The 18,035-nt window shown below is 44.9% G+C and carries 16 protein-coding genes; 7 read left to right on the top strand and 9 right to left on the bottom strand.

All coding sequences use genetic code 11. From position 1 onward, the window contains the following. Positions 1-82 precede the first annotated feature (82 nt). Complete coding sequence (locus Q1A08_RS01035; RefSeq protein ID WP_299768432.1) at positions 83-1,078, top strand: hypothetical protein; 996 nt, start codon at positions 83-85, stop codon at positions 1,076-1,078. A gap of 225 nt (positions 1,079-1,303) precedes the next feature. Here the strand turns inward: Q1A08_RS01035 and Q1A08_RS01030 are convergent, their stop codons facing one another. From Q1A08_RS01030 to Q1A08_RS01000, 7 genes are all read right to left on the bottom strand, one after another. Beyond that, positions 1,304-1,666: a hypothetical protein gene (locus tag Q1A08_RS01030; protein ID WP_299768430.1), complete on the bottom strand. Its 363-nt coding sequence runs from the start codon at positions 1,664-1,666 to the stop codon at positions 1,304-1,306. A gap of 507 nt (positions 1,667-2,173) precedes the next feature. Next, entirely contained in the window at positions 2,174-2,458 is a 285-nt protein-coding gene (locus Q1A08_RS01025) for a hypothetical protein (RefSeq protein ID WP_299768427.1), read from the bottom strand. Between the two features lie 344 nt (positions 2,459-2,802). Further along, a complete protein-coding gene (locus Q1A08_RS01020; RefSeq protein WP_299768424.1) occupies positions 2,803-3,795 on the bottom strand; it encodes a transposase in 993 nt (330 codons plus the stop codon). A gap of 271 nt (positions 3,796-4,066) precedes the next feature. Next, on the bottom strand, positions 4,067-4,450 hold the full coding sequence (locus Q1A08_RS01015; protein ID WP_299768421.1) for a hypothetical protein: 384 nt from the start codon (positions 4,448-4,450) through the stop codon (positions 4,067-4,069). Beyond that, on the bottom strand, positions 4,440-5,381 hold the full coding sequence (locus Q1A08_RS01010) for an RHS repeat-associated core domain-containing protein (RefSeq protein ID WP_299768419.1): 942 nt from the start codon (positions 5,379-5,381) through the stop codon (positions 4,440-4,442). The genes Q1A08_RS01015 and Q1A08_RS01010 overlap by 11 nt, the downstream gene beginning before the upstream one ends. Positions 5,382-5,471: 90 nt before the next feature. Next, positions 5,472-5,903: a hypothetical protein gene (locus tag Q1A08_RS01005; RefSeq protein ID WP_299768416.1), complete on the bottom strand. Its 432-nt coding sequence runs from the start codon at positions 5,901-5,903 to the stop codon at positions 5,472-5,474. 2 nt (positions 5,904-5,905) lie between these two features. After that, the gene (locus Q1A08_RS01000; protein WP_299768413.1) at positions 5,906-6,214 is read right to left on the bottom strand and encodes a type II toxin-antitoxin system HigB family toxin; all 309 of its coding nucleotides are present in this window, start codon (positions 6,212-6,214) and stop codon (positions 5,906-5,908) included. Between the two features lie 402 nt (positions 6,215-6,616). On the opposite strand from Q1A08_RS01000, the gene Q1A08_RS00995 reads away from it, so the two are divergent. Both Q1A08_RS00995 and Q1A08_RS00990 read left to right on the top strand, forming a co-directional pair. Next, on the top strand, positions 6,617-8,041 hold the full coding sequence (locus Q1A08_RS00995; protein WP_299768410.1) for a DEAD/DEAH box helicase: 1,425 nt from the start codon (positions 6,617-6,619) through the stop codon (positions 8,039-8,041). A gap of 36 nt (positions 8,042-8,077) precedes the next feature. Continuing rightward, positions 8,078-8,548, top strand: coding sequence for an NYN domain-containing protein (locus Q1A08_RS00990; protein WP_299768407.1), 471 nt, complete (start codon positions 8,078-8,080; stop codon positions 8,546-8,548). Between the two features lie 35 nt (positions 8,549-8,583). On the opposite strand, the gene Q1A08_RS00985 is transcribed toward Q1A08_RS00990, so the two are convergent. Beyond that, positions 8,584-9,168, bottom strand: a complete 585-nt coding sequence (locus tag Q1A08_RS00985) for a hypothetical protein (RefSeq protein ID WP_299768404.1) — start codon at positions 9,166-9,168, stop codon at positions 8,584-8,586. Between the two features lie 314 nt (positions 9,169-9,482). Between Q1A08_RS00985 and Q1A08_RS00980 the strand changes: the two genes are divergently transcribed. The 4 genes from Q1A08_RS00980 to Q1A08_RS00965 all read left to right on the top strand — a co-directional run bounded on the left by Q1A08_RS00980 (position 9,483) and on the right by Q1A08_RS00965 (position 16,816). Continuing rightward, the gene (locus Q1A08_RS00980; RefSeq protein ID WP_299768401.1) at positions 9,483-10,457 is read left to right on the top strand and encodes an AraC family transcriptional regulator; all 975 of its coding nucleotides are present in this window, start codon (positions 9,483-9,485) and stop codon (positions 10,455-10,457) included. A 250-nt stretch (positions 10,458-10,707) separates the two neighbouring features. Then, on the top strand, positions 10,708-12,954 hold the full coding sequence (locus Q1A08_RS00975; protein ID WP_299768398.1) for a TonB-dependent receptor: 2,247 nt from the start codon (positions 10,708-10,710) through the stop codon (positions 12,952-12,954). A gap of 88 nt (positions 12,955-13,042) precedes the next feature. Then, positions 13,043-14,725 carry an AMP-binding protein gene (locus Q1A08_RS00970; protein WP_299768395.1) on the top strand — a complete coding sequence of 561 codons (1,683 nt, stop codon included), beginning with the start codon at positions 13,043-13,045 and terminating at the stop codon, positions 14,723-14,725. A 387-nt stretch (positions 14,726-15,112) separates the two neighbouring features. After that, complete coding sequence (locus Q1A08_RS00965) at positions 15,113-16,816, top strand: methyl-accepting chemotaxis protein (protein WP_299768392.1); 1,704 nt, start codon at positions 15,113-15,115, stop codon at positions 16,814-16,816. 80 nt (positions 16,817-16,896) lie between these two features. Here the strand turns inward: Q1A08_RS00965 and Q1A08_RS00960 are convergent, their stop codons facing one another. Next, positions 16,897-18,030, bottom strand: a complete 1,134-nt coding sequence (locus tag Q1A08_RS00960) for an acyl-CoA dehydrogenase family protein (RefSeq protein WP_299768389.1) — start codon at positions 18,028-18,030, stop codon at positions 16,897-16,899. Between the last annotated feature and the right edge of the window lie 5 nt (positions 18,031-18,035).

Raw genomic sequence — 18,035 nt, 5'->3', positions numbered from 1 at the left:
TTGCTGACAATCGACAAGTCACAAGTCTGCTCTTGGCTCCTATACTGCTCGCAACTAATCACTGAGATGTAAATGGTGCCCAATGAAAACCCTTGCTAAAACTCTGTCTACTGCAATTGCGCTAATACTCGTCCTACTGCATGGGGCTGTCCTACACGCCAGCTCCCAGAGCAAACTTGTAAGTTATGAAATCGACTTCTTTGACCAAGACCGCCAGCGCCCTATAAAAGTCACTCTTTGGTACCCTCAAGGCAATAGCTGCGAGGCGAACTCCAGTAGCAGATGCCTAGCAACAAACTCGAGCAAAGCCAAACTGGTCGTATTCAGTCATGGCGCAATGGGCTCAGTACGCTCCATGAACTGGTTAGCCTACCCTCTCGCCGCAAAAGGCTATGTCGTGGCGGGCATTAATCACTATGGGGAATCCTGGGTCTATGGCCGCGAAAATATTCGGCCTCAAGCCGCATTAGAGCTATGGGAACGTCCACTAGATATTAGTTTTACGCTTGATCAGTTCAAAAAACAGTCGCCCTTTCAAACTCCTTTAGATATCGAAAATACCACAGCAATCGGCTTTTCTTCGGGCGGCTCTACCGTATTGAGCTTAGCTGGGGCTCGCTATGCATTCGAGCAAGCCCGTACACATTGCCAGAACGCCGCCAAGGTGGATCTAAGCTGCCGCTATACCCAAGATGATTTACTCGAGCTACCAAAGCGAGCGAATCAAACACTAAAGGACAATCGAATTAAAAAAGTCATCGCTTTAGACCCAGCAGCAGGCCACATCACCAGCGCCGAAAGCTTAGCTAAGATTACCGCCAAAACTCTAATTTTCGGCTTAGCTAACGGTGATTTTCTACCACTGCAATATCATGCCGGTTTTTATCAAGAACACATTAAAAACTCTGAACTGTACCGCTTCGAAGGCAATGAAGGCCACTTTGTTTTCCAGGATAGCTGCGAGCTTGATATTAGAGTGCACGGAATTGCACTTTGTAAGGACAAAAACGGTGTTGATCGAAAGGAAGTTCAGCAGATGGCTCTATCCAGGATATTTAAATTTTTAAGCTCAGAGTAAAACTACACTTAGCTGACAAGGAATGGCTTCACTTGCCCGTTTTAAGCGATCCAAACTTGGCTCCAATTAATACCGGCAATGAAATTGCATGCACCGGCCTGACGTGCGCAGCTTACCAGAGTATACTGCGCACCCAATCCAAAACCAACTGCACGCCCTGCCATGAGAAGCAATCACAACAGGCTAACAGTGGACGTCCTGCCTAGCTTCACGAATGCTAATTTATTACGCATCGTAGACTAGTTTTGCTTTTCGAACCAACAAGACCAGACCTAGGCCAATAAGTGCGAATATCCCAAATTGTTCGCTATCACTATATTCAGTTAAATATTGAATCTCTCCCCAGACAAAGAATGACATTGAAAAGGAGCTTCCTATCGCAAATGCGCATTTTGTAAAAATGTCAAATTCATCTCTACCCAATAAATCGGTTAATTTAAGGCCAATGGCCACCCCAAATATTATCGCTAGTAGCGCTGGTAAATCACCTACGCCGAACTTCATACAAAGTGCCACAAGAACATGCAGCGGCATCATGCAAAGCCCAACTGTCGGTATAAATACAAAACTAATTTCTTTGTCACTCAACGGGTATTCCCCCAATCGCTTCTGTAGTGCATTTCCAATCCACACGAAGGGCTTTTCTGCAGCTAGTGCTAATTGTTTGGTTTATTGCGAATATACTTCCCTTGATATATTCGCACCGTAGCGCAACGCGTTCCCAGCGAGCGCAGTCTACCGGAGTAAACTGCTCACAGTGTCCAAACCTATCTGCACAGAACAACTTTAAGACCTTCACACTAGCAATCTCGATTATTGTGCGTGTCATCATCATTCAACGGAACAAACTGTGCAGGTAATCGAAAACCACCCGCGCAGGCTGCCGCTCAGAATTGCGTATGTATCGTATATCTAAAATTGAGATCATAATTGCCTATCAGCCCCTAACTCTCAATTCGCCGTCATTACACACCCGAGGTTTTCATAACATTCTCAATACACTACTCTACAATCAGAAGCTTTTGTTAAAATGCTAGGATAAGTGCTCTTCATAAAGGCTCCGTCCTTTATAACAGTGTCGAAAATTATTTTAGACTATTTATCCCAATTAATTTTAAATCTGTTAAAACCCTCCAGGTTTTTTAACGATTCTTTGTATTTACACGTAAGAATAGATTCAAACACCTCAGCATCAGCCTCGTTGTAAGTTGTTAGAAGTTCTGATATCACAAAATAGTTCATTGCAGCTTCTTCAACAGAAACCCTCATACTCGCTTCATTTGCTAATCTCAGCTGAAGCAACATCCCTATACCAATTCCAAACAAAAGAATAATGAATGGTTTTACTACGCTAGCGAATTTACTTCGGATAAAAGACATGGCTCTTACTCCCAAATACACTTACATGAACAGGCAAGCGCGCTCTGCTCGCAATACTTTGCATGCCTGAGGGTACCATAATTTTTCCAGGGCTAAGAGCAACAACGATTGCGCGGCCACCTTTGAAATCCTGTAGGTTCACAGGAGAACCCGCACCTCCAATACGATTGTCATACACGGACTGGTCATACGGGGAGGACAACGAGGACACCCACCCATACCCACCACCTACACTAACACAATCCAATTTTGATAAGGGAGTTATTCTTATCTACTAATGGGATTATTGTAGAGCTGAACTCACTTGATTCTTAAGGCGGGAATTAACCACATTGGCACAAAAGCTAGAAAACCCCGCACACAGCAAGCCTGAGCAATCCAAAGTTGGGTGATTTTTTCTTGAGAATGGCTAAAGCGCCGGCCAGTGTTTTAAAACGTGATTCGAACTGAGTCGCGGCTATTATAAATTCATCCGGCTCTATATTTAGGCGCTGTAATATCGCGGGGGCATCTATGTCAACGAAGCCCCTTTTGTTGTTACGTATCTTACGGCTCGTCCAATCAAGCAACTCTAAATAGTCTAGCAGTCGAAAAGGCAGCCCTTTGGGCTGTGTATTGCGGGGATTACCTGCAAAAGGATACAGATTTATAGCTTGTTGATTAATCCGCTCTGGGTTTTTGCCTTGTCTTTTTGAAGCCTTAGCGCTAGCCGCGCGTTTTTGCACGGAGGTGAAATCAGAATCTTCAGGAAGCTTAGCCATTTTAGCGCGAACAGGGTTTAAATCTACATAAGCCATGCAAGCAGCGAGCGCCTTTTCATCGAGTAAGGCCTGGCTTTTAAAACGCCCCTCCCAAAAACGGCCCGTGCAGTTATCCTCTTTATTTGATTCCCGAGCCAACCACTCATTGCAGCAGCGCATAAACCAACTGATATCGCTTAAACGGCTGCGCCATTCTTCTACAACAAGGCCTACAGCATCTAACTCAGCCTCACTTAAAGCATCACTCTTCTGAAACCGCTGTATAAGAGCACTGCCTTTAAAAAGGCTCAACCAACGACTAAGCACGTCTTTTGCGCTCAATGCCTTGGCCCTTTGATGGTCGACATGCAGTACCACATGATAATGATCACTCATTACGGCGTAAGCACAAACATCGATGCAAAACACAGATTGCATCGCCAGAATTCTTTCTTCAACCCACCCCCTGCGATGCTCGTAATTTTTACCGCTGTAATGATCTTTCCCACACAAAAAGGCACTACGCACACAACGGCTTACGCAGTGATAATAAGGAGTATCGGTTAAGGACACTTGCTGGCTTCGGGCTATCGTCATACTGCTAAATTACAACAGCTTTGGACGATTGCTTAGTTATATTTGAGGATGGAATAAAAAATCAGGGGATTGGCCTAGCTCTTTACTCGCGGAGCTAAGCCAATGAAGGTGGATGTCCTCTAGAACTAAACTGACTGCGCAGGCCTCCGATCAAAACTGCACATTTACAAACTTGCTTTTTGTGAATGCCCCCTGTACTCAATCTACTCAATTGGCATCACGAAGTGAATGCAAATCCATACAGTTAGATATTTAAAGTTTTAAATCTATGCTAATTATCTCTACCTGTTTCCTTACCTTTTAAATGAGATTTGAACTCTGAAACGGTGACTCCATCATAAGCATAATTTGTCAATGTCATTAACGTTGAAAAATTAGCGTATATACTGCAAGGTACTAGTATTCTATCTTTCTTAGCTCGAAAGGGTATATCCATATACTCAAATATCACTTTAAATGCATCAACTTCTTTTCTGTCAAGTCTTCCATCCCCAAGTAAAAATGGGCCAACGTTTTGATTCTCATGATTGAATTTAACCGTTCTAAATATACATTCAACGTTGTTCCCGCTAGAGAATGAGGACGCAGACATCATATACAAAAACACGGCACAAACGACTTTTACTAATATTTTTGATCTTAAATTAATATTCATATTGATCTACCCACCAGGACCTCATTTCAAATTCCTTTCCTCTTCCCGAGTTTTTAAGTTTGTTCATTGTTTTATCACTCACTATTAGATTTCCACGAGGAAGCTTAGCCCCAAGGTCATCATGCCAATCGTACCTATCTCTCCATGTATGAGAAATTTGTCCAGTAGCACTTATTCGCCCTTGAGCATCCTTAGCCACTCTAATGTTCGCTGTAGACGTAAGAGTGCTGGTCCCAGAAGCGTAATAGAAATCATCATCTGCTGGAGTTATTGACGCATTAGCATAGACGCTTAACCGCGTAGATTCCCCTTTTCCTAACGACTCTCCAGTTTTTTCTACTCGTTTATCAATCAGATCGATATTATGAATTTCGGCCTGAATCACTTCAGGATGATTACGAAGCCATTCACTATCAAACTCATAAGGGTCTTCTGGGTCTTCCGATAAATAATTTTTTAACATTGCAGTCGCAGTAGGTAACCCATAATAATGCCCCCCAACAATCAGGACACCAGCAACCCCCAATTCAACTAACCCACTACCCGAATCATTATCCTCTGGATTTTCTGTATTAGCCCTATTTGCATTACTCCCTATGTTTGAGGTACCACCATTACTAAATCCATTTTCAATAATTTTTCGATCTACAGCAACTTCGCTGCCACCGTTTGTTTTGACAACTATTTTGCCATCCTCGGTCTGCCCTTTTATTTCTTTAAAGTGATTGTCTTTAGCGAAATCTTTGACATTCCCCGGAGAATTTCCGTAATCAATTGCTCTCGTCCGATACCCTGTCGGATCCGTACCACTCAACGGATTATTCAGAACATATGAGTAAGGATTAATCGCCTGAGTATTCCCAGGATCCACAATAAACGGATCCACACTCAGGAATCGGCCCAGATTATAATCATAACCCCGACCATTCATATGAATGCTCAGAGATACAACAACACGCCTAATTTAAAAGTATAGGGTTCAACCCTTTCACCTTCACTAAGTACACAACCCAGATTAGGCTTATTGAAAAAATAACGCTGGACTTACATTAAAACGAGTCGACAAAGCTTGTATATGATTTCTATTTAATTGCCTCTCGCCAGACAGCACCCTGGACACCATTGATTTGGAGCCAATCTCAGGTAAATCAGACACGCCCAACTGATATTGATCCATTAAGACTCTTAATATCGCGAGACCGCGATCACCTTCGACTGCTGCACGCTCAAAATCAAGCAACTCTTCTTGTTGGTTTTCGTAGGTTTCAATGGCTCTGGCTAGAAGCTCAATAATAGCATTGATGGGATCTTCACAGCTGTCTTCAGCTTCAACAAGCAACTCTTCAACAAGTTCTAGCGCTTGCTCATAACCCTGCTCATCATCGATACACAAAAATGACGCAGCTACTTCCGCAAATTCATGGCAGGCTTCTTTAACTCTGATTGCTACCATAATTATTTACCTCTTCTGTAACGATCACAAAATTTATCGTATTCGGCATGAGTGAATATGTGCTTTATGTACATACGCTTTTGAACAAATTGGATAAAAACAATCATTCTCAGGTGATTGCCACCAATATCGATAACCCACCACTTGTCTTCATATTTGAAATTATCAAGCGAAGGAAATACCGTCCTCAAATCATCCGGGGACTGATACCCCCCTTTTTTTAAAACGCTGTAAGCATCCTCCAGAGCCTGACGTTGATTTGGATGCTTCTTAGCCGCATTGTTAAACGGCTTTTTAGAAATGATATGCATGTTTCACACCTGTTGACTTATTGGCAACAATAGGTGACGGTTGACTATTTGTCAACCACCAGAGAATTCACCTCTAATCACCTGCGGTGCAAACTTCTTTCCCTATATTTATCAATACCTTACCGTTCTCGCGATTAGCAAAAGCCGCCTTTCAACACTTCCCTCTTGGCATATTGGAAAGCTATACATACATAAGCAAGAACGGCCGGTATCTTCTTATGGCGGTATTTTGAGAAATGCGACAGATATTGGAGTCACCTACTGGCGTTAAGAGTCGGGCGAATCCTCAAATAATTAATCCCCGCGATGCTCAAGCTGCAATTTAGCCATGGCTGCTGCAAGCCATTTACGGTAAGCTGCGCGCTTGCCAAATTTGGCGTACTGATTGAGTTTTCCTAATATATGAGTTTTGAGCAGTTGGGTCTGTGTACCCAAATTTTGAGTGCTGTAGCTAAACAAGGCTATAGCGAACCTTCCCCCATCCAAGCCCAATCCATCCCCGCCATTTTGGCCGGTCGCGATGTGATGGCAGCCGCCCAAACCGGTACCGGTAAGACAGCGGGTTTTACCCTGCCCTTATTAGAGCTATTAAATGGCGGGCAACTGGCCAAGAGCAATCAAGCGCGAGCCCTGGTACTTACCCCTACTCGCGAGCTCGCAGCCCAAGTGGGCGACAGCGTTGCGAATTACGGCAGCGAACTGCCTATGCGATCGGCGGTTGTCTATGGTGGTGTGAAGATCAACCCTCAAATGCAAAAGCTCCGTAAAGGGGCCGATATTTTAGTGGCCACCCCTGGCCGCCTACTGGATTTATACAACCAAAACGCTATCGCCTTTGATGAGTTAGAGATCCTAGTTCTCGATGAAGCCGATCGTATGCTGGATATGGGCTTTATTCACGACATTAAACGTATATTGAAGCTACTTCCGAAAAGGCGCCAAAACCTGCTCTTTTCAGCGACCTTTTCTGATGAGATTCGAGCCCTAGCTAAAGGCTTGGTGTACGATCCGGTTGAGATATCAGTAACACCGCCTAACAGCACCGCAAATACTGTTGAGCAGTGGATCTACCCAGTAGATAAGTCCAATAAATCAAAACTACTCAGCAAGCTGATCAGCGATAATGACTGGCAGCAGGTCTTGGTTTTTTCTCGTACTAAGCACGGTGCCAATCGCCTGTGTAAGCAGCTAACAGCTCGAGGCATTGAGAGTGCGGCGATTCATGGGAATAAAAGTCAGGGCGCCCGGACTAAAGCCTTGGCAGATTTTAAGAGCGGCCGTATCCGCGCTTTAGTAGCCACCGACATTGCCGCCCGCGGTTTAGACATCGAACAACTGCCCCAAGTAGTGAATTATGATCTGCCCAACGTTGCAGAAGATTATGTGCATCGAATTGGCCGTACCGGCCGAGCGGGCGCTACCGGCCAAGCGATCTCTCTTGTTTGCCAAGACGAAAGCAAATTATTATCGGATATTGAAAACCTGATAAAGAAACACCTTCCTAGGCAGGAGTTTCCAGGTTTTGAGCCGAGCACAGCGCTGCCTGTATCAAAGCTTAGTGATAAAGTTAAAAAGCCTAAGAAACCTAAAAAGCCAAGGCAGTCTACAAACAGCAACACGGAACAAAAAGCCTCGGCTAAAGCCAAGCCATCGTCCCGAAAACCAAACGGTAATAAAGCTTCTAATGGTAAAGCCAATACAGGTGAGCAGGCGCGAAGACGCCGCCCTGCGGCTAAGGCATCAGCCGCTAAAAGTAATGGCGACAGCAGTAAAAAGAAAAGCGGGCCTTGGGCTAATAGCAAGACCAAAAGCAAAGCCAAGAGTTAGCGAAAAACGATAAACAACAAATAAAAAGTTAAGAAAATGAAAACCGCCCTATTTGTCGATGTACAGAATATCTATTACACCTGCCGGCAAGCTTATGGGCGGCAATTCAATTACCGTAAGTTTTGGCAAAAGATCAGCGCCGTAGGTGACATCACTATGGCAAATGCCTACGCCACGCATCGTGGCGATGATGGACAACTGAAGTTTCAAAACGCGTTAAAACATATTGGTTTCACCGTGAAACTCAAACCTTATATCAGTCGTGCAGATGGATCTTCCAAGGGCGACTGGGATGTAGGTATTACTATTGATGTACTGGAAGCCGCCGAGCAAGTGGACCGCGTTATCTTATTATCCGGTGATGGCGACTTTGATTTGCTGCTGGAGAAAATCAAACGCAAACACAAGGTTCAAGCTGATGTATTTGGTGTTCCCGCACTGACCGCCGACAGCTTGATCGATTCCGCAAGTGAGTTTTTTCCCATTGAAGAAGAGCTTTTGCTTTAAGCACACACCACATAGCAACGTATGCGGCTAAGCAACTAAATCCCGATTTTCAGCTCTTCGCCTTCCAAACTAAATACCGGTGAAAATAAATGGGCGACATTTTCATTGACGCTACGCCCACTCAAATCATAAATAAATGTCTGCCGCTTTTTCTCACTGACCGGGTCGTTACAGACAATCCCACCATTTAGCAGCACATCATCTATGATAATTTGCTGAGAAATATAACTTAAATACTCACAGGAACGGCTGGGATATTGGTGTTGCTTGTAGGCTAGCAACTTTAGGCCAAACTTCGATTCCACTGAGAAAACCCGAAACTGCGGATGTAAACTTCTCTCTGAGCTCTCATATTGAGGATTATCGAAGCTTGTCATATTCTTACGTAAGAAACCTCCATTCTCTGGAGTTAGACGAACAATCAAATAGGCAGACTCACGTCTTATATACACTTTAAAATCACCACGCTCCATATCGGAAACATCAAGTAAAATATAGGGCGGACGTTCATAGATGCTAATAAAGACTAAAAATAAACTCATGGGTAAAACCGCTCCCCATAAACCAGCGCGCTCTATTTTTTCAAGATTTCTGTACGCAGTGAAAAGGCCTTTGAGCATAGTTATCTACTTCCGTATTTTATGTTCAGTCCTAATAACAAACGATGATTAGAAATACATGCACCTTCCCTTTAGTGTTTCAGAAATCACAATAACTAACACCCCTAACAAAGATTTAAACGCCATTTTTATAAATTAGACAAACTGTTTAGCGTAAATTGTGTCTTAAAACACTAAAAGTAAATCTCTACGAAAATTATAGGAGGTCAAAGCGCCGACCATTGTCTAATAGACAGTTAGGTCCAAAACTTGGCCAAATCTATTGGCTGATTTAGAATCACAAACTATAAAACAATAATGATAAGCCATAGACTATGTTGAATGTCACACGCCCGCTAAGCCGGCATCCGCTGTTTAAGTCTCATAATATTGATGAGGCCCACGAGCTAGTTGCCAAGCACGTAAAACCGCACAATATACAAGTAGCTGGTAAAGAGTCGTCACTCGACGTCCAGTTTGACGGCTTAAATCTAGGTGATATATCCCTATTTCACGTGTATTACGGTGCCGCTGTTAGGGTAAACCCTCATAGTGAATCGGAGTCTTTTTTTATCCAACATACTTTGTCTGGCAACGGCAAAGTACAGCACCAAGGAAAGGAAATACGCACACAGAACAGTGACACAGTTATTGTATCACCTAGCTTGCAATATCAGATGCAGCTCGAAGAAGAATGCAGTCGGATCGCTATAGAGATCAATAAACAAGCCCTCGAAAATCAATTATCAATGGCATTAGGCGACAATGTCGATCAAGCTTTGGAATTCGAATTTCATCAAAAGGACAACCAAGACAGCTGGCAAAACACCATCAAGTATGTGTTGCAACAAATTCAAATTGCACCGCAATTAATGGAAAGCGAGGCAGCAAAAAAGGCTTTATCTGATTTGTTAATCGCTCAACTACTACAGACCCAGCAACACAATTACCAACAAGCACTACAGCAACCTGGTGAAATAATGATGCCAACGCACCTACGTAAAGCGGTGGACTTTATTCAAGACAACATCAGTAATCCGCCCTCTATGATCGAGCTGGCCGCCTTTTGTAACACCTCAGTGCGTACACTTCAACGAAGCTTTAGTCGTTGCCTAAATGACACTCCCCTAGGCTATATCCGCAAGCAGCGCCTAGCCGCTATTCATAGCGCACTGCTCGCCGCCAAGGATAAAGAAGCCGGGCAATTGACTCGTATATTACTGGATTTCGGCATTACTGATTTAGGGCGCTTCGCACGCTACTACCGACAGCGATATGGCTGTAAACCCAGCGATACTCTAAAAAAATAGTAGCAATTCCCTGCTCTTACTTTCATTCCACAAGTCGCAATTGGCTGAATCTGCCGTGTTTGGCATAAGCCTTGACCGGATTTGCATATTTCTTCTTGACTCCCCTGATTACACTAAAAAACGTCGGTAAACATACCGGCTATAAGACCAGATACGGGCTCTAGAGCGCCCGCACTATTAATAATAACACTGGTATCCACGGTAATTTGCACAACCCAATAATAACAATAGGCGGTTGTGAGGAGACATGATGAAACAGCAAAAGCAAAACCTGGCGAGCTCTCATTCGCACTTTAAAAAAACACTATTGGCGACAGCTTTGATTAGCAGTGCTCAATCCCCCGCCTTGATGGCTAACAGCGTAGGAGCGATTATGGAAGAAGTGACCATAACCGCTCGCAAAAAATCCGCGGCCGAGAATGTACAGGATGTGCCAATTGCCATCTCTGCATTTAGCGACGAAAAAATTGAAGCGACTCATGCGGTCACGCTTACCGATATCGGTGTATCAACACCAAATGCTAACTTAGCCCCCATTGGTACAATCCCAGGGGTTGCTAACTTCGTAATTCGCGGCATGGGTACTGTTGGCGCCAGTATCCCCTCGCAAGATCCCGCGGTAGGTGTCGTCGTCGATGGCATGGCCTACGGCACCATCTATGGTGTGGTAACCGATTTGTTTGATTTAGAGTCCATTGAGGTTTTGCGTGGCCCACAAGGTACTCTGTTTGGTCGAAACGTTACCGGTGGCGCATTGAATCTGCGGACAAAACGCCCTACCGACGAGTTTGAAGCAAAAATTCGCGCAGGTCTTGGTAACTATGAAACCCGTGAGCTTTCGGCACTCGTACGAGGGCCACTCACAGAAAACATCAACGGCAAAATTTCCGTACTCTACAAAGAACATGGCGGATACTGGGATAATCTCACTCTCAACCGCAAGCATGGTGAAGCTGAATCAACGGTTGTGCGCCCTGCTATCAGTTACAACAGCGAAGGGTTTGATATTTCACTGTTAACAGAGTTTGGTTCTATGGAAGGTGATGGCGCAGGCGTGCGCACCTATTGGGCTGATGGTGAGCAACTGTTTAACCCTTATGCGGACAACTTTACCCTGCAAAATAAAACCGAAAGCAGCGACTTAGACTGGTATAACGTCATCGTCGAAGCCAACTGGGATCTCTGGGATGGCACGTTAACCGCCGTTCTAGGCTATCGTGATCTAGAGCAGTCCTTCGGTTCCGACCTGGATGGCTATACCACAGATCGATTTCGCTGGGCCCAAGGCACCGGCTTAGTTCAAGATCAATCCAGTTTAGAAGTACGCTGGGCTGGGCAATTTGGTGAGTCTGTTAGCTTAACAGCGGGCCTGCATTTATTTGATCAAGAGTACACTTACAGCGAGCGCCGCCTGCTGCTCAACATTCTTGATCGTCGCGGTCGATCCACCATTGAGCACAACACGGCTGGATTATTTGCGCAAGCCGATATCAATATGACAGACGATATTGTTGTCACTTTAGGTGGCCGCTTTACCCGCGAAACTAAAGATGCAGCGATCGGCATTATCGGTGATCCAAACGCCACAGGTGGGTGTGCGACTATCGATTTAAGACAACAGCCAGCAGGCACCAGCTTTGACGATCTGGATGCCGGCGTCAATATGGTGGACTGTCAGCAGCCTTTTCAAGATAAAGAAACTTGGAGTAACTTTACGCCTAAGTTAGGTCTTAACTGGGATATCAATGAAGACACCATTGCCTACGCCAGCTTTACTCGCGGTTTTCGCAGTGGCGGTTACAATGTTCGCTTCACCAGCTTTAACCCGCTCGCAAGTCCAGGGCCATACAATGAGGAAGTGGTAGATGCGCTCGAGGCTGGCTTTAAAACAACATTGTTCGATAAGCGCTTGCGCATCAATGGTGCTGTATTCCGCAATGCCTATGACGACTTACAGCGTACTGTCCTTGATGCCGCTGGTACGCAAGCGACACTGAATGCAGCTACCGCAACCGTGCGAGGTGTTGAGCTAGAAACCGTTTGGCTGCTAAGTGAAAACCTAGTGGTAGAAGCGGCCGCCGGCTGGACCGATGCAGCCTACGATGAATTCCAGCACGTGGAAAACCTAACTGGCAAACCCGCCAGTGCTTTTAACTTTGTAATGTCGCCGGAATTTAATTCCAGCATTGCGACTACCTACAGTATGGATATTGATGATTTAGGCAGTTTGGATTTCCGTCTCAGCTATGCCTTTGTTAACGATACCTTTGCCAATGACACAAATACCGCACCTTTAAGTCAATATGAGCTATGGGATGCCAGTGTTACCTTCCATGATAATGCAGGTAATATTCGTCTATCGCTATTTGGTCGTAATCTAAAAGATGAGGTTTACTATGCCTTTGGCACCGACTTCTCGACCTCAAGCCTAGCGGTGAAATCGAATTGGCTAACCCCACCGAGAACCTATGGGGTACAGTTTACTTACAGCTTCTAAATGTTGTTTCAATAATATAAATTTAGAACAGAGTAAGCATCACAGCTGGGCCTTCGGGCCTAGCTTCAAATCGCGGAGAAAAATATAAATGACGCAGGCAATCGACCCTAACATCAGCCATGTAGTCGGCCGACAAGATGTCAGCTTAATCGAGCAAACCATTGGTAGCCTACTCACCGAGGCCGCGCAAAAGTACCCAGAGCGCGAAGCCATTGTCGCCTGCCAGCAAGGTGTTAGATGGAATTACCGCGAACTAAATCAGCAAGCTGAACAATTTGCTATTGCGCTGCTAGAGATGGGCCTAGAGCCTGGCGATCGAGTGGGTATCTGGTCACCCAACAATATTGAATGGGTAATTACTCAACTTGCCACCGCTAAGGCAGGTATGGTGCTGGTCAATATCAATCCGGCCTACCGTAGCTCTGAATTAGCTTACGCTTTAAATAAGGTCGAGTGCAAAGCCTTGGTTTTAGAGCATCGCTTTAAAACATCTAACTATGTTGAAATGATGGCTGAGCTGGCACCCGAAATCAGCCAGCGTGGTGATCAACAACTTCAGAGTGAAGGCCTACCTCATTTGCGCGAGCTAATTCTCATCGGCAAAGAAGCACAGTCAGGCTATCATTTATTTTCCGAGGCCCTCCAAAGCGCACAGGGTAAATCAAGTCAAAGACTTGAAAGCCTAGCTACCACCTTGCAAGCTGACGACCCTATTAATATTCAGTTTACCTCGGGCACAACAGGGCACCCCAAAGGCGCGACATTAAGCCATAAAAATATTGTTAATAATGGCTACTTTGTTGGAGAAGGAATTGAGCTAACTGAGCAGGACCGCATCTGTATACCGGTTCCCCTCTACCACTGCTTTGGCATGGTAATGGGTGTTCTAGCGGCGATCTCTCACGGCTCCTGTATCGTACTGCCCGACGAAGCCTTTGAGGCAAAAACCGTTTTAAACGCCGTACAAAACGAAAAGTGTACAGCCCTGTACGGCGTACCTACCATGTTTAACATGGTACTCGATGATGAGAATTTTAGTCGCTACGACTTATCCAGCCTACGGACCGGAATCATGGCCGGCGCTACTTGTCCTGTAGTGTTAATGAATCGAGTCATTGCTGAAATGCATATGAAGGATGTCACCATTTGTTATGGCATGACGGAAACCAGCCCTGTGAGTTTCCAAACCTTAATTGGCGATAGCCTTGAAAAACAAACCACCACCGTCGGACAAGTACACCCACTCTTGGAAGTCCGCATCGTGGACGAAAATAATCAAACCGTTGCTCGTGGAGAAAAAGGCGAGATCTGTACCCGCGGTTATTCGGTAATGCATGGCTATTGGAACGACGAAGAAAAAACCCAAGAAGCCATCGACGTCGAAGGCTGGATGCACACCGGAGATCTAGGCATCATTGATAGCGATGGCTACTGCATGATCGTCGGTCGCCTCAAAGATATGATCATACGCGGTGGCGAAAACGTTTACCCTCGCGAAGTCGAAGAGTTCTTATACCATCACGAGGCCATCGCCGAGGTTCAGGTTTTTGGTATACCGAGTGAAAGATTTGGTGAAGAGGTTTGCGCTTGGGTCCAACTTAAGCCTGGCGCCGAACTCAGCGAAGACGATATTAAGGAGTACTGCAAGGGTAAAATTGCCCACTACAAAGTGCCCCGCTACTATCGTTTTGTAGAAGAATACCCAATGACGGTAACAGGCAAGATTCAAAAATTTGTTATGCGTGACGAAATGATTCAATCGATGAGCTAGCAGTGCAATGGCTCAGCCTTTTTTGTCCTCGAAAGGCTGAGCATTTTTTAAGGCCACTCTCATTTTATTAGATCACTCAATTTCTACTAAGCTGCTTTATCACCTGCTAAATTAAGTCATTCTTATCTAAATTATCTTATCTTCAAATTGGCAAACACGTACAGCTATACGCTTCTTTTCAATCTTAAGCCTCGCTGCTATTCAGAATAGTTTAAATGTGATTTAAGGCGCAATTTAACCTTTAGTACCTAACAAAACGGATCGATGGCTATCAATCTCCTTAGAAAGAGGTTTTTAATGCCAGAATAAGTGCTTTGTTACCTAAATATTTCGATGATACACCCGATAGCTTAAGCAACAACTAATTGATCAACAAACGGAATTGCTATGTCTATACGGACCAAACTGACAGCCCTTTCTGGATTGGCAATCGCCTTACTAATAGCCAACCTCATCGCATTAAAACTTGCAGAAACCAAAGAGCTAAAGCTCGCCGAAGAAGCCAAGCTACGATATCTATCCTTTCAGCTTGCTGATGAGTTTCGGCAAACCTCGCAAGATCTAACTCGCCTAGGTCGTAGCTATGTAATTACGGGGGATGAATCCTTTAAAGATGCCTACTGGGATATCGTTAAATGGCGCTCAGGCGAAATAGCGAGGCCTAAAAGCGTCCATGCTGATCTTAGCCCTCAAAAGAGAGTCGCCCAAATAGACCTAATGAGATCTCTAGGCTTTAGTAATGAAGAGCTAAACCTTCTTGCCAAAGCTGGACAACTCTCAAACGACTTAATTGCCACTGAAACCCAAGCTATGGATTCAATCAGCAAAGATTTTGTCGTTGATGGGCCCTATCAAGCCTTTGAGGAAGAAAGTGTTAAGGCATTTGCCAGCCGCATACTCTTTGATGACAACTATCATCAAGAGGTCAGTAAAATCATGGCCCCGGTTAGTCGTTTTTTCACAACGCTCGATAATAGGACAGCAGCAACCTTGGAGGCCAGTAAAAATGAGGCCTCCTTATGGAGAAACATTTCTAGTGGCATTAGCTTTGCCATACTCGCCATCGTTATTGCCACCCTGCTGTTTAGCACGCGTTACATTTTAAGACCACTAAAAAAAGCGGCTGTTGCCATGTCTGATATCAGCAATGGCGAAGGCGACTTAACCCAAAGGCTTGAGCATAAAGGCAATAGTGAAATCAGCGACTTGTCCCAAGCATTTAACAGCTTTGCCAATCATATTCAAAAAATGGTGCAAGATCTAAATGGCACTTTTCACAACATAAATGAATCATCGGAACAACTCAGTTCGACCGCTCAAGACACTGATCAATCTATAAAACAACAGCAGCAAATGTTGAGAAACCTTCACGGCGATATTGATGAGCTTGTACCTACTGTGCAGAGTATCGCAAGCGATGCTCAATCGGCTGCTGAAGAAGCAAGAGAATCTAGTGCCGAAGCTCAGCAGGCAATTACTATCGTGGATGGCTCAATAAATGACATTCAGCAGTTATCCAACAATATTCGCTCGGCCTCTGAAGTTGTTACCGATCTCGCTACAAATACCAATGAAATCGGTTCAGTTATCGACGTTATACGAGGTATCGCTGAGCAAACCAATCTACTGGCCCTAAACGCCGCTATTGAATCAGCACGTGCTGGCGAACAAGGTAAAGGTTTTGCGGTTGTGGCAGATGAAGTTAGGCAGCTGGCCAAACGAACCCAAGACTCGACACAAGAAATTCAAAATATGATTGAAAAACTCCAATTAGGAGCGAGTAAAGCCGTAGATTCGATGAGCCAAAGCGCCGAACAGGCAAGCGCCTCAGCGGACAATGCCAGCAGCGCGGGCGCCTCGCTTGAGAAAATCAACAGCGCGATCAACGCCATTGATGGTAAAAACCAGGCAATTGCACAATCGAGCCAGGCTCAAAGTAAAACCATTTTATCCGTAAAAGAGCTGGTGGACAGTATACAGCAACAGCTTTCAAGTACTTCGCAAGGGGCAGAGCTCACCACTGAAAACAGTATTCGAGCAAGCCAAATGACTAGTCAGGCTAGCCAGTTAATTAGTCGTTTTAAGGTGTAAAAGTAGATAGTGCTTTAGCCATGCTAAAACTATAAAGAAATAAGCGAGGCGGAACTTAAACTCCGCCTCGCATACATGCTTTAGGACATCGCCTGCGTATAACGCTTTAAGTGGTAATCAGTGTTACCAAACAAAGTATCAATGATGGTCAAGCGTTTGAAATAGTGACCTACATCCAGCTCATCAGTAACGCCCATACCACCATGCAATTGCACAGCTTCTTGACCGACCAGCTTTGCGGCCTGGCCAATACGAGCTTTTGCCGCCGAAACGGCAGTGCCCGCATCTTCAGCATTAGCGTCAAATTTCATCGCCGCCATTAGCAACATTGACTGCGCCTGCTGACATTCAACAAACATATCCGCCATACGATGCTGCAGAGCCTGGAAGAAAGACAGCGTAAAGCCAAATTGTTTCCGAGTCTTTGTGTACTCTACGGTTTTGGTTAGCAGAGTTTCCATATTACCCAGAGCTTCCGCACAAACCGCAAGACGAGCACGATCCATCACGCGGTTTAGCGCAGTAAAGGCATTGCCCTCTTCACCTACCAAGGCATCAGCGGCAAGCTGTACATTACTAAGTTTAATATCTGCACCAGTAAAGCCATCAACGGTAGTGTAGGCAACTCGCTCTAGGCCTTCTGCCTCAGCAGGTACTGCAAACAAAGACAAGCCAGCTTCATCACTTTGAACACCCGAAGTACGAGCTAACACTAAAATCGTATCGGCATTACCGCCATTCAAAACAGCGATTTTTTCACCGCTAATGCTGTAACCATCACCTGACTTTTGAGCTTGGGTTTTGCAATTTGCCACATTGTAGCGAGCTTGTTTCTCTGCATAGGCTAGCGCTAACTGTTGCTCGCCACCGATCACTGAAGCTAGCAACGCTTCCTTTTGAGCACCTGAAGCTAGCTCAGCCACAGCGCCACCGGCCAATACGCAGTTGGCCAAGAATGGTTCAATTACCAATCCTTTACCAAAAGACTGCATAATTACCATTAAATCGCTGGCACTACCGCCATAACCGCCGTCGGCTTCGGAGAAGCCCATGCCCAACCAGCCCAATTCAGCGAACATAGCCCAGTGCTCGGCACTGTAACCCAAATCAGAATTTACCAACTCACGACGTGCTTCGAAGTCGTAGTCACTGCTGACAAATTTTTCAATGCTGTCTTTTAACAGCTGTTGTTCTTCGCTTAATGAAAAGTCCATGTTCT

It is taken from the genome of uncultured Pseudoteredinibacter sp. (genome assembly GCF_947500695.1).
Taxonomy (GTDB): Bacteria; Pseudomonadota; Gammaproteobacteria; order Pseudomonadales; family Cellvibrionaceae; genus Pseudoteredinibacter.
This window is presented reverse-complemented; position numbering and strand designations above follow the sequence as displayed.

Excerpts from the sequence above, each read along its gene's own strand:
- Q1A08_RS01035 (WP_299768432.1), top strand. The coding sequence starts at position 83 with ATGAAAACCCTTGCTAAAACTCTGTCTACTGCAATTGCGCTAATACTC.
- Q1A08_RS01025 (WP_299768427.1), bottom strand. The coding sequence starts at position 2,458 with ATGTCTTTTATCCGAAGTAAATTCGCTAGCGTAGTAAAACCATTCATT.
- Q1A08_RS01020 (WP_299768424.1), bottom strand. The coding sequence starts at position 3,795 with ATGACGATAGCCCGAAGCCAGCAAGTGTCCTTAACCGATACTCCTTAT.
- Q1A08_RS01015 (WP_299768421.1), bottom strand. The coding sequence starts at position 4,450 with ATGAATATTAATTTAAGATCAAAAATATTAGTAAAAGTCGTTTGTGCC.
- Q1A08_RS01010 (WP_299768419.1), bottom strand. The coding sequence starts at position 5,381 with ATGAATGGTCGGGGTTATGATTATAATCTGGGCCGATTCCTGAGTGTG.
- Q1A08_RS01005 (WP_299768416.1), bottom strand. The coding sequence starts at position 5,903 with ATGGTAGCAATCAGAGTTAAAGAAGCCTGCCATGAATTTGCGGAAGTA.
- Q1A08_RS01000 (WP_299768413.1), bottom strand. The coding sequence starts at position 6,214 with ATGCATATCATTTCTAAAAAGCCGTTTAACAATGCGGCTAAGAAGCAT.
- Q1A08_RS00995 (WP_299768410.1), top strand. The coding sequence starts at position 6,617 with ATGAGTTTTGAGCAGTTGGGTCTGTGTACCCAAATTTTGAGTGCTGTA.
- Q1A08_RS00990 (WP_299768407.1), top strand. The coding sequence starts at position 8,078 with ATGAAAACCGCCCTATTTGTCGATGTACAGAATATCTATTACACCTGC.
- Q1A08_RS00985 (WP_299768404.1), bottom strand. The coding sequence starts at position 9,168 with ATGCTCAAAGGCCTTTTCACTGCGTACAGAAATCTTGAAAAAATAGAG.
- Q1A08_RS00980 (WP_299768401.1), top strand. The coding sequence starts at position 9,483 with ATGTTGAATGTCACACGCCCGCTAAGCCGGCATCCGCTGTTTAAGTCT.
- Q1A08_RS00975 (WP_299768398.1), top strand. The coding sequence starts at position 10,708 with ATGAAACAGCAAAAGCAAAACCTGGCGAGCTCTCATTCGCACTTTAAA.
- Q1A08_RS00970 (WP_299768395.1), top strand. The coding sequence starts at position 13,043 with ATGACGCAGGCAATCGACCCTAACATCAGCCATGTAGTCGGCCGACAA.
- Q1A08_RS00965 (WP_299768392.1), top strand. The coding sequence starts at position 15,113 with ATGTCTATACGGACCAAACTGACAGCCCTTTCTGGATTGGCAATCGCC.
- Q1A08_RS00960 (WP_299768389.1), bottom strand. The coding sequence starts at position 18,030 with ATGGACTTTTCATTAAGCGAAGAACAACAGCTGTTAAAAGACAGCATT.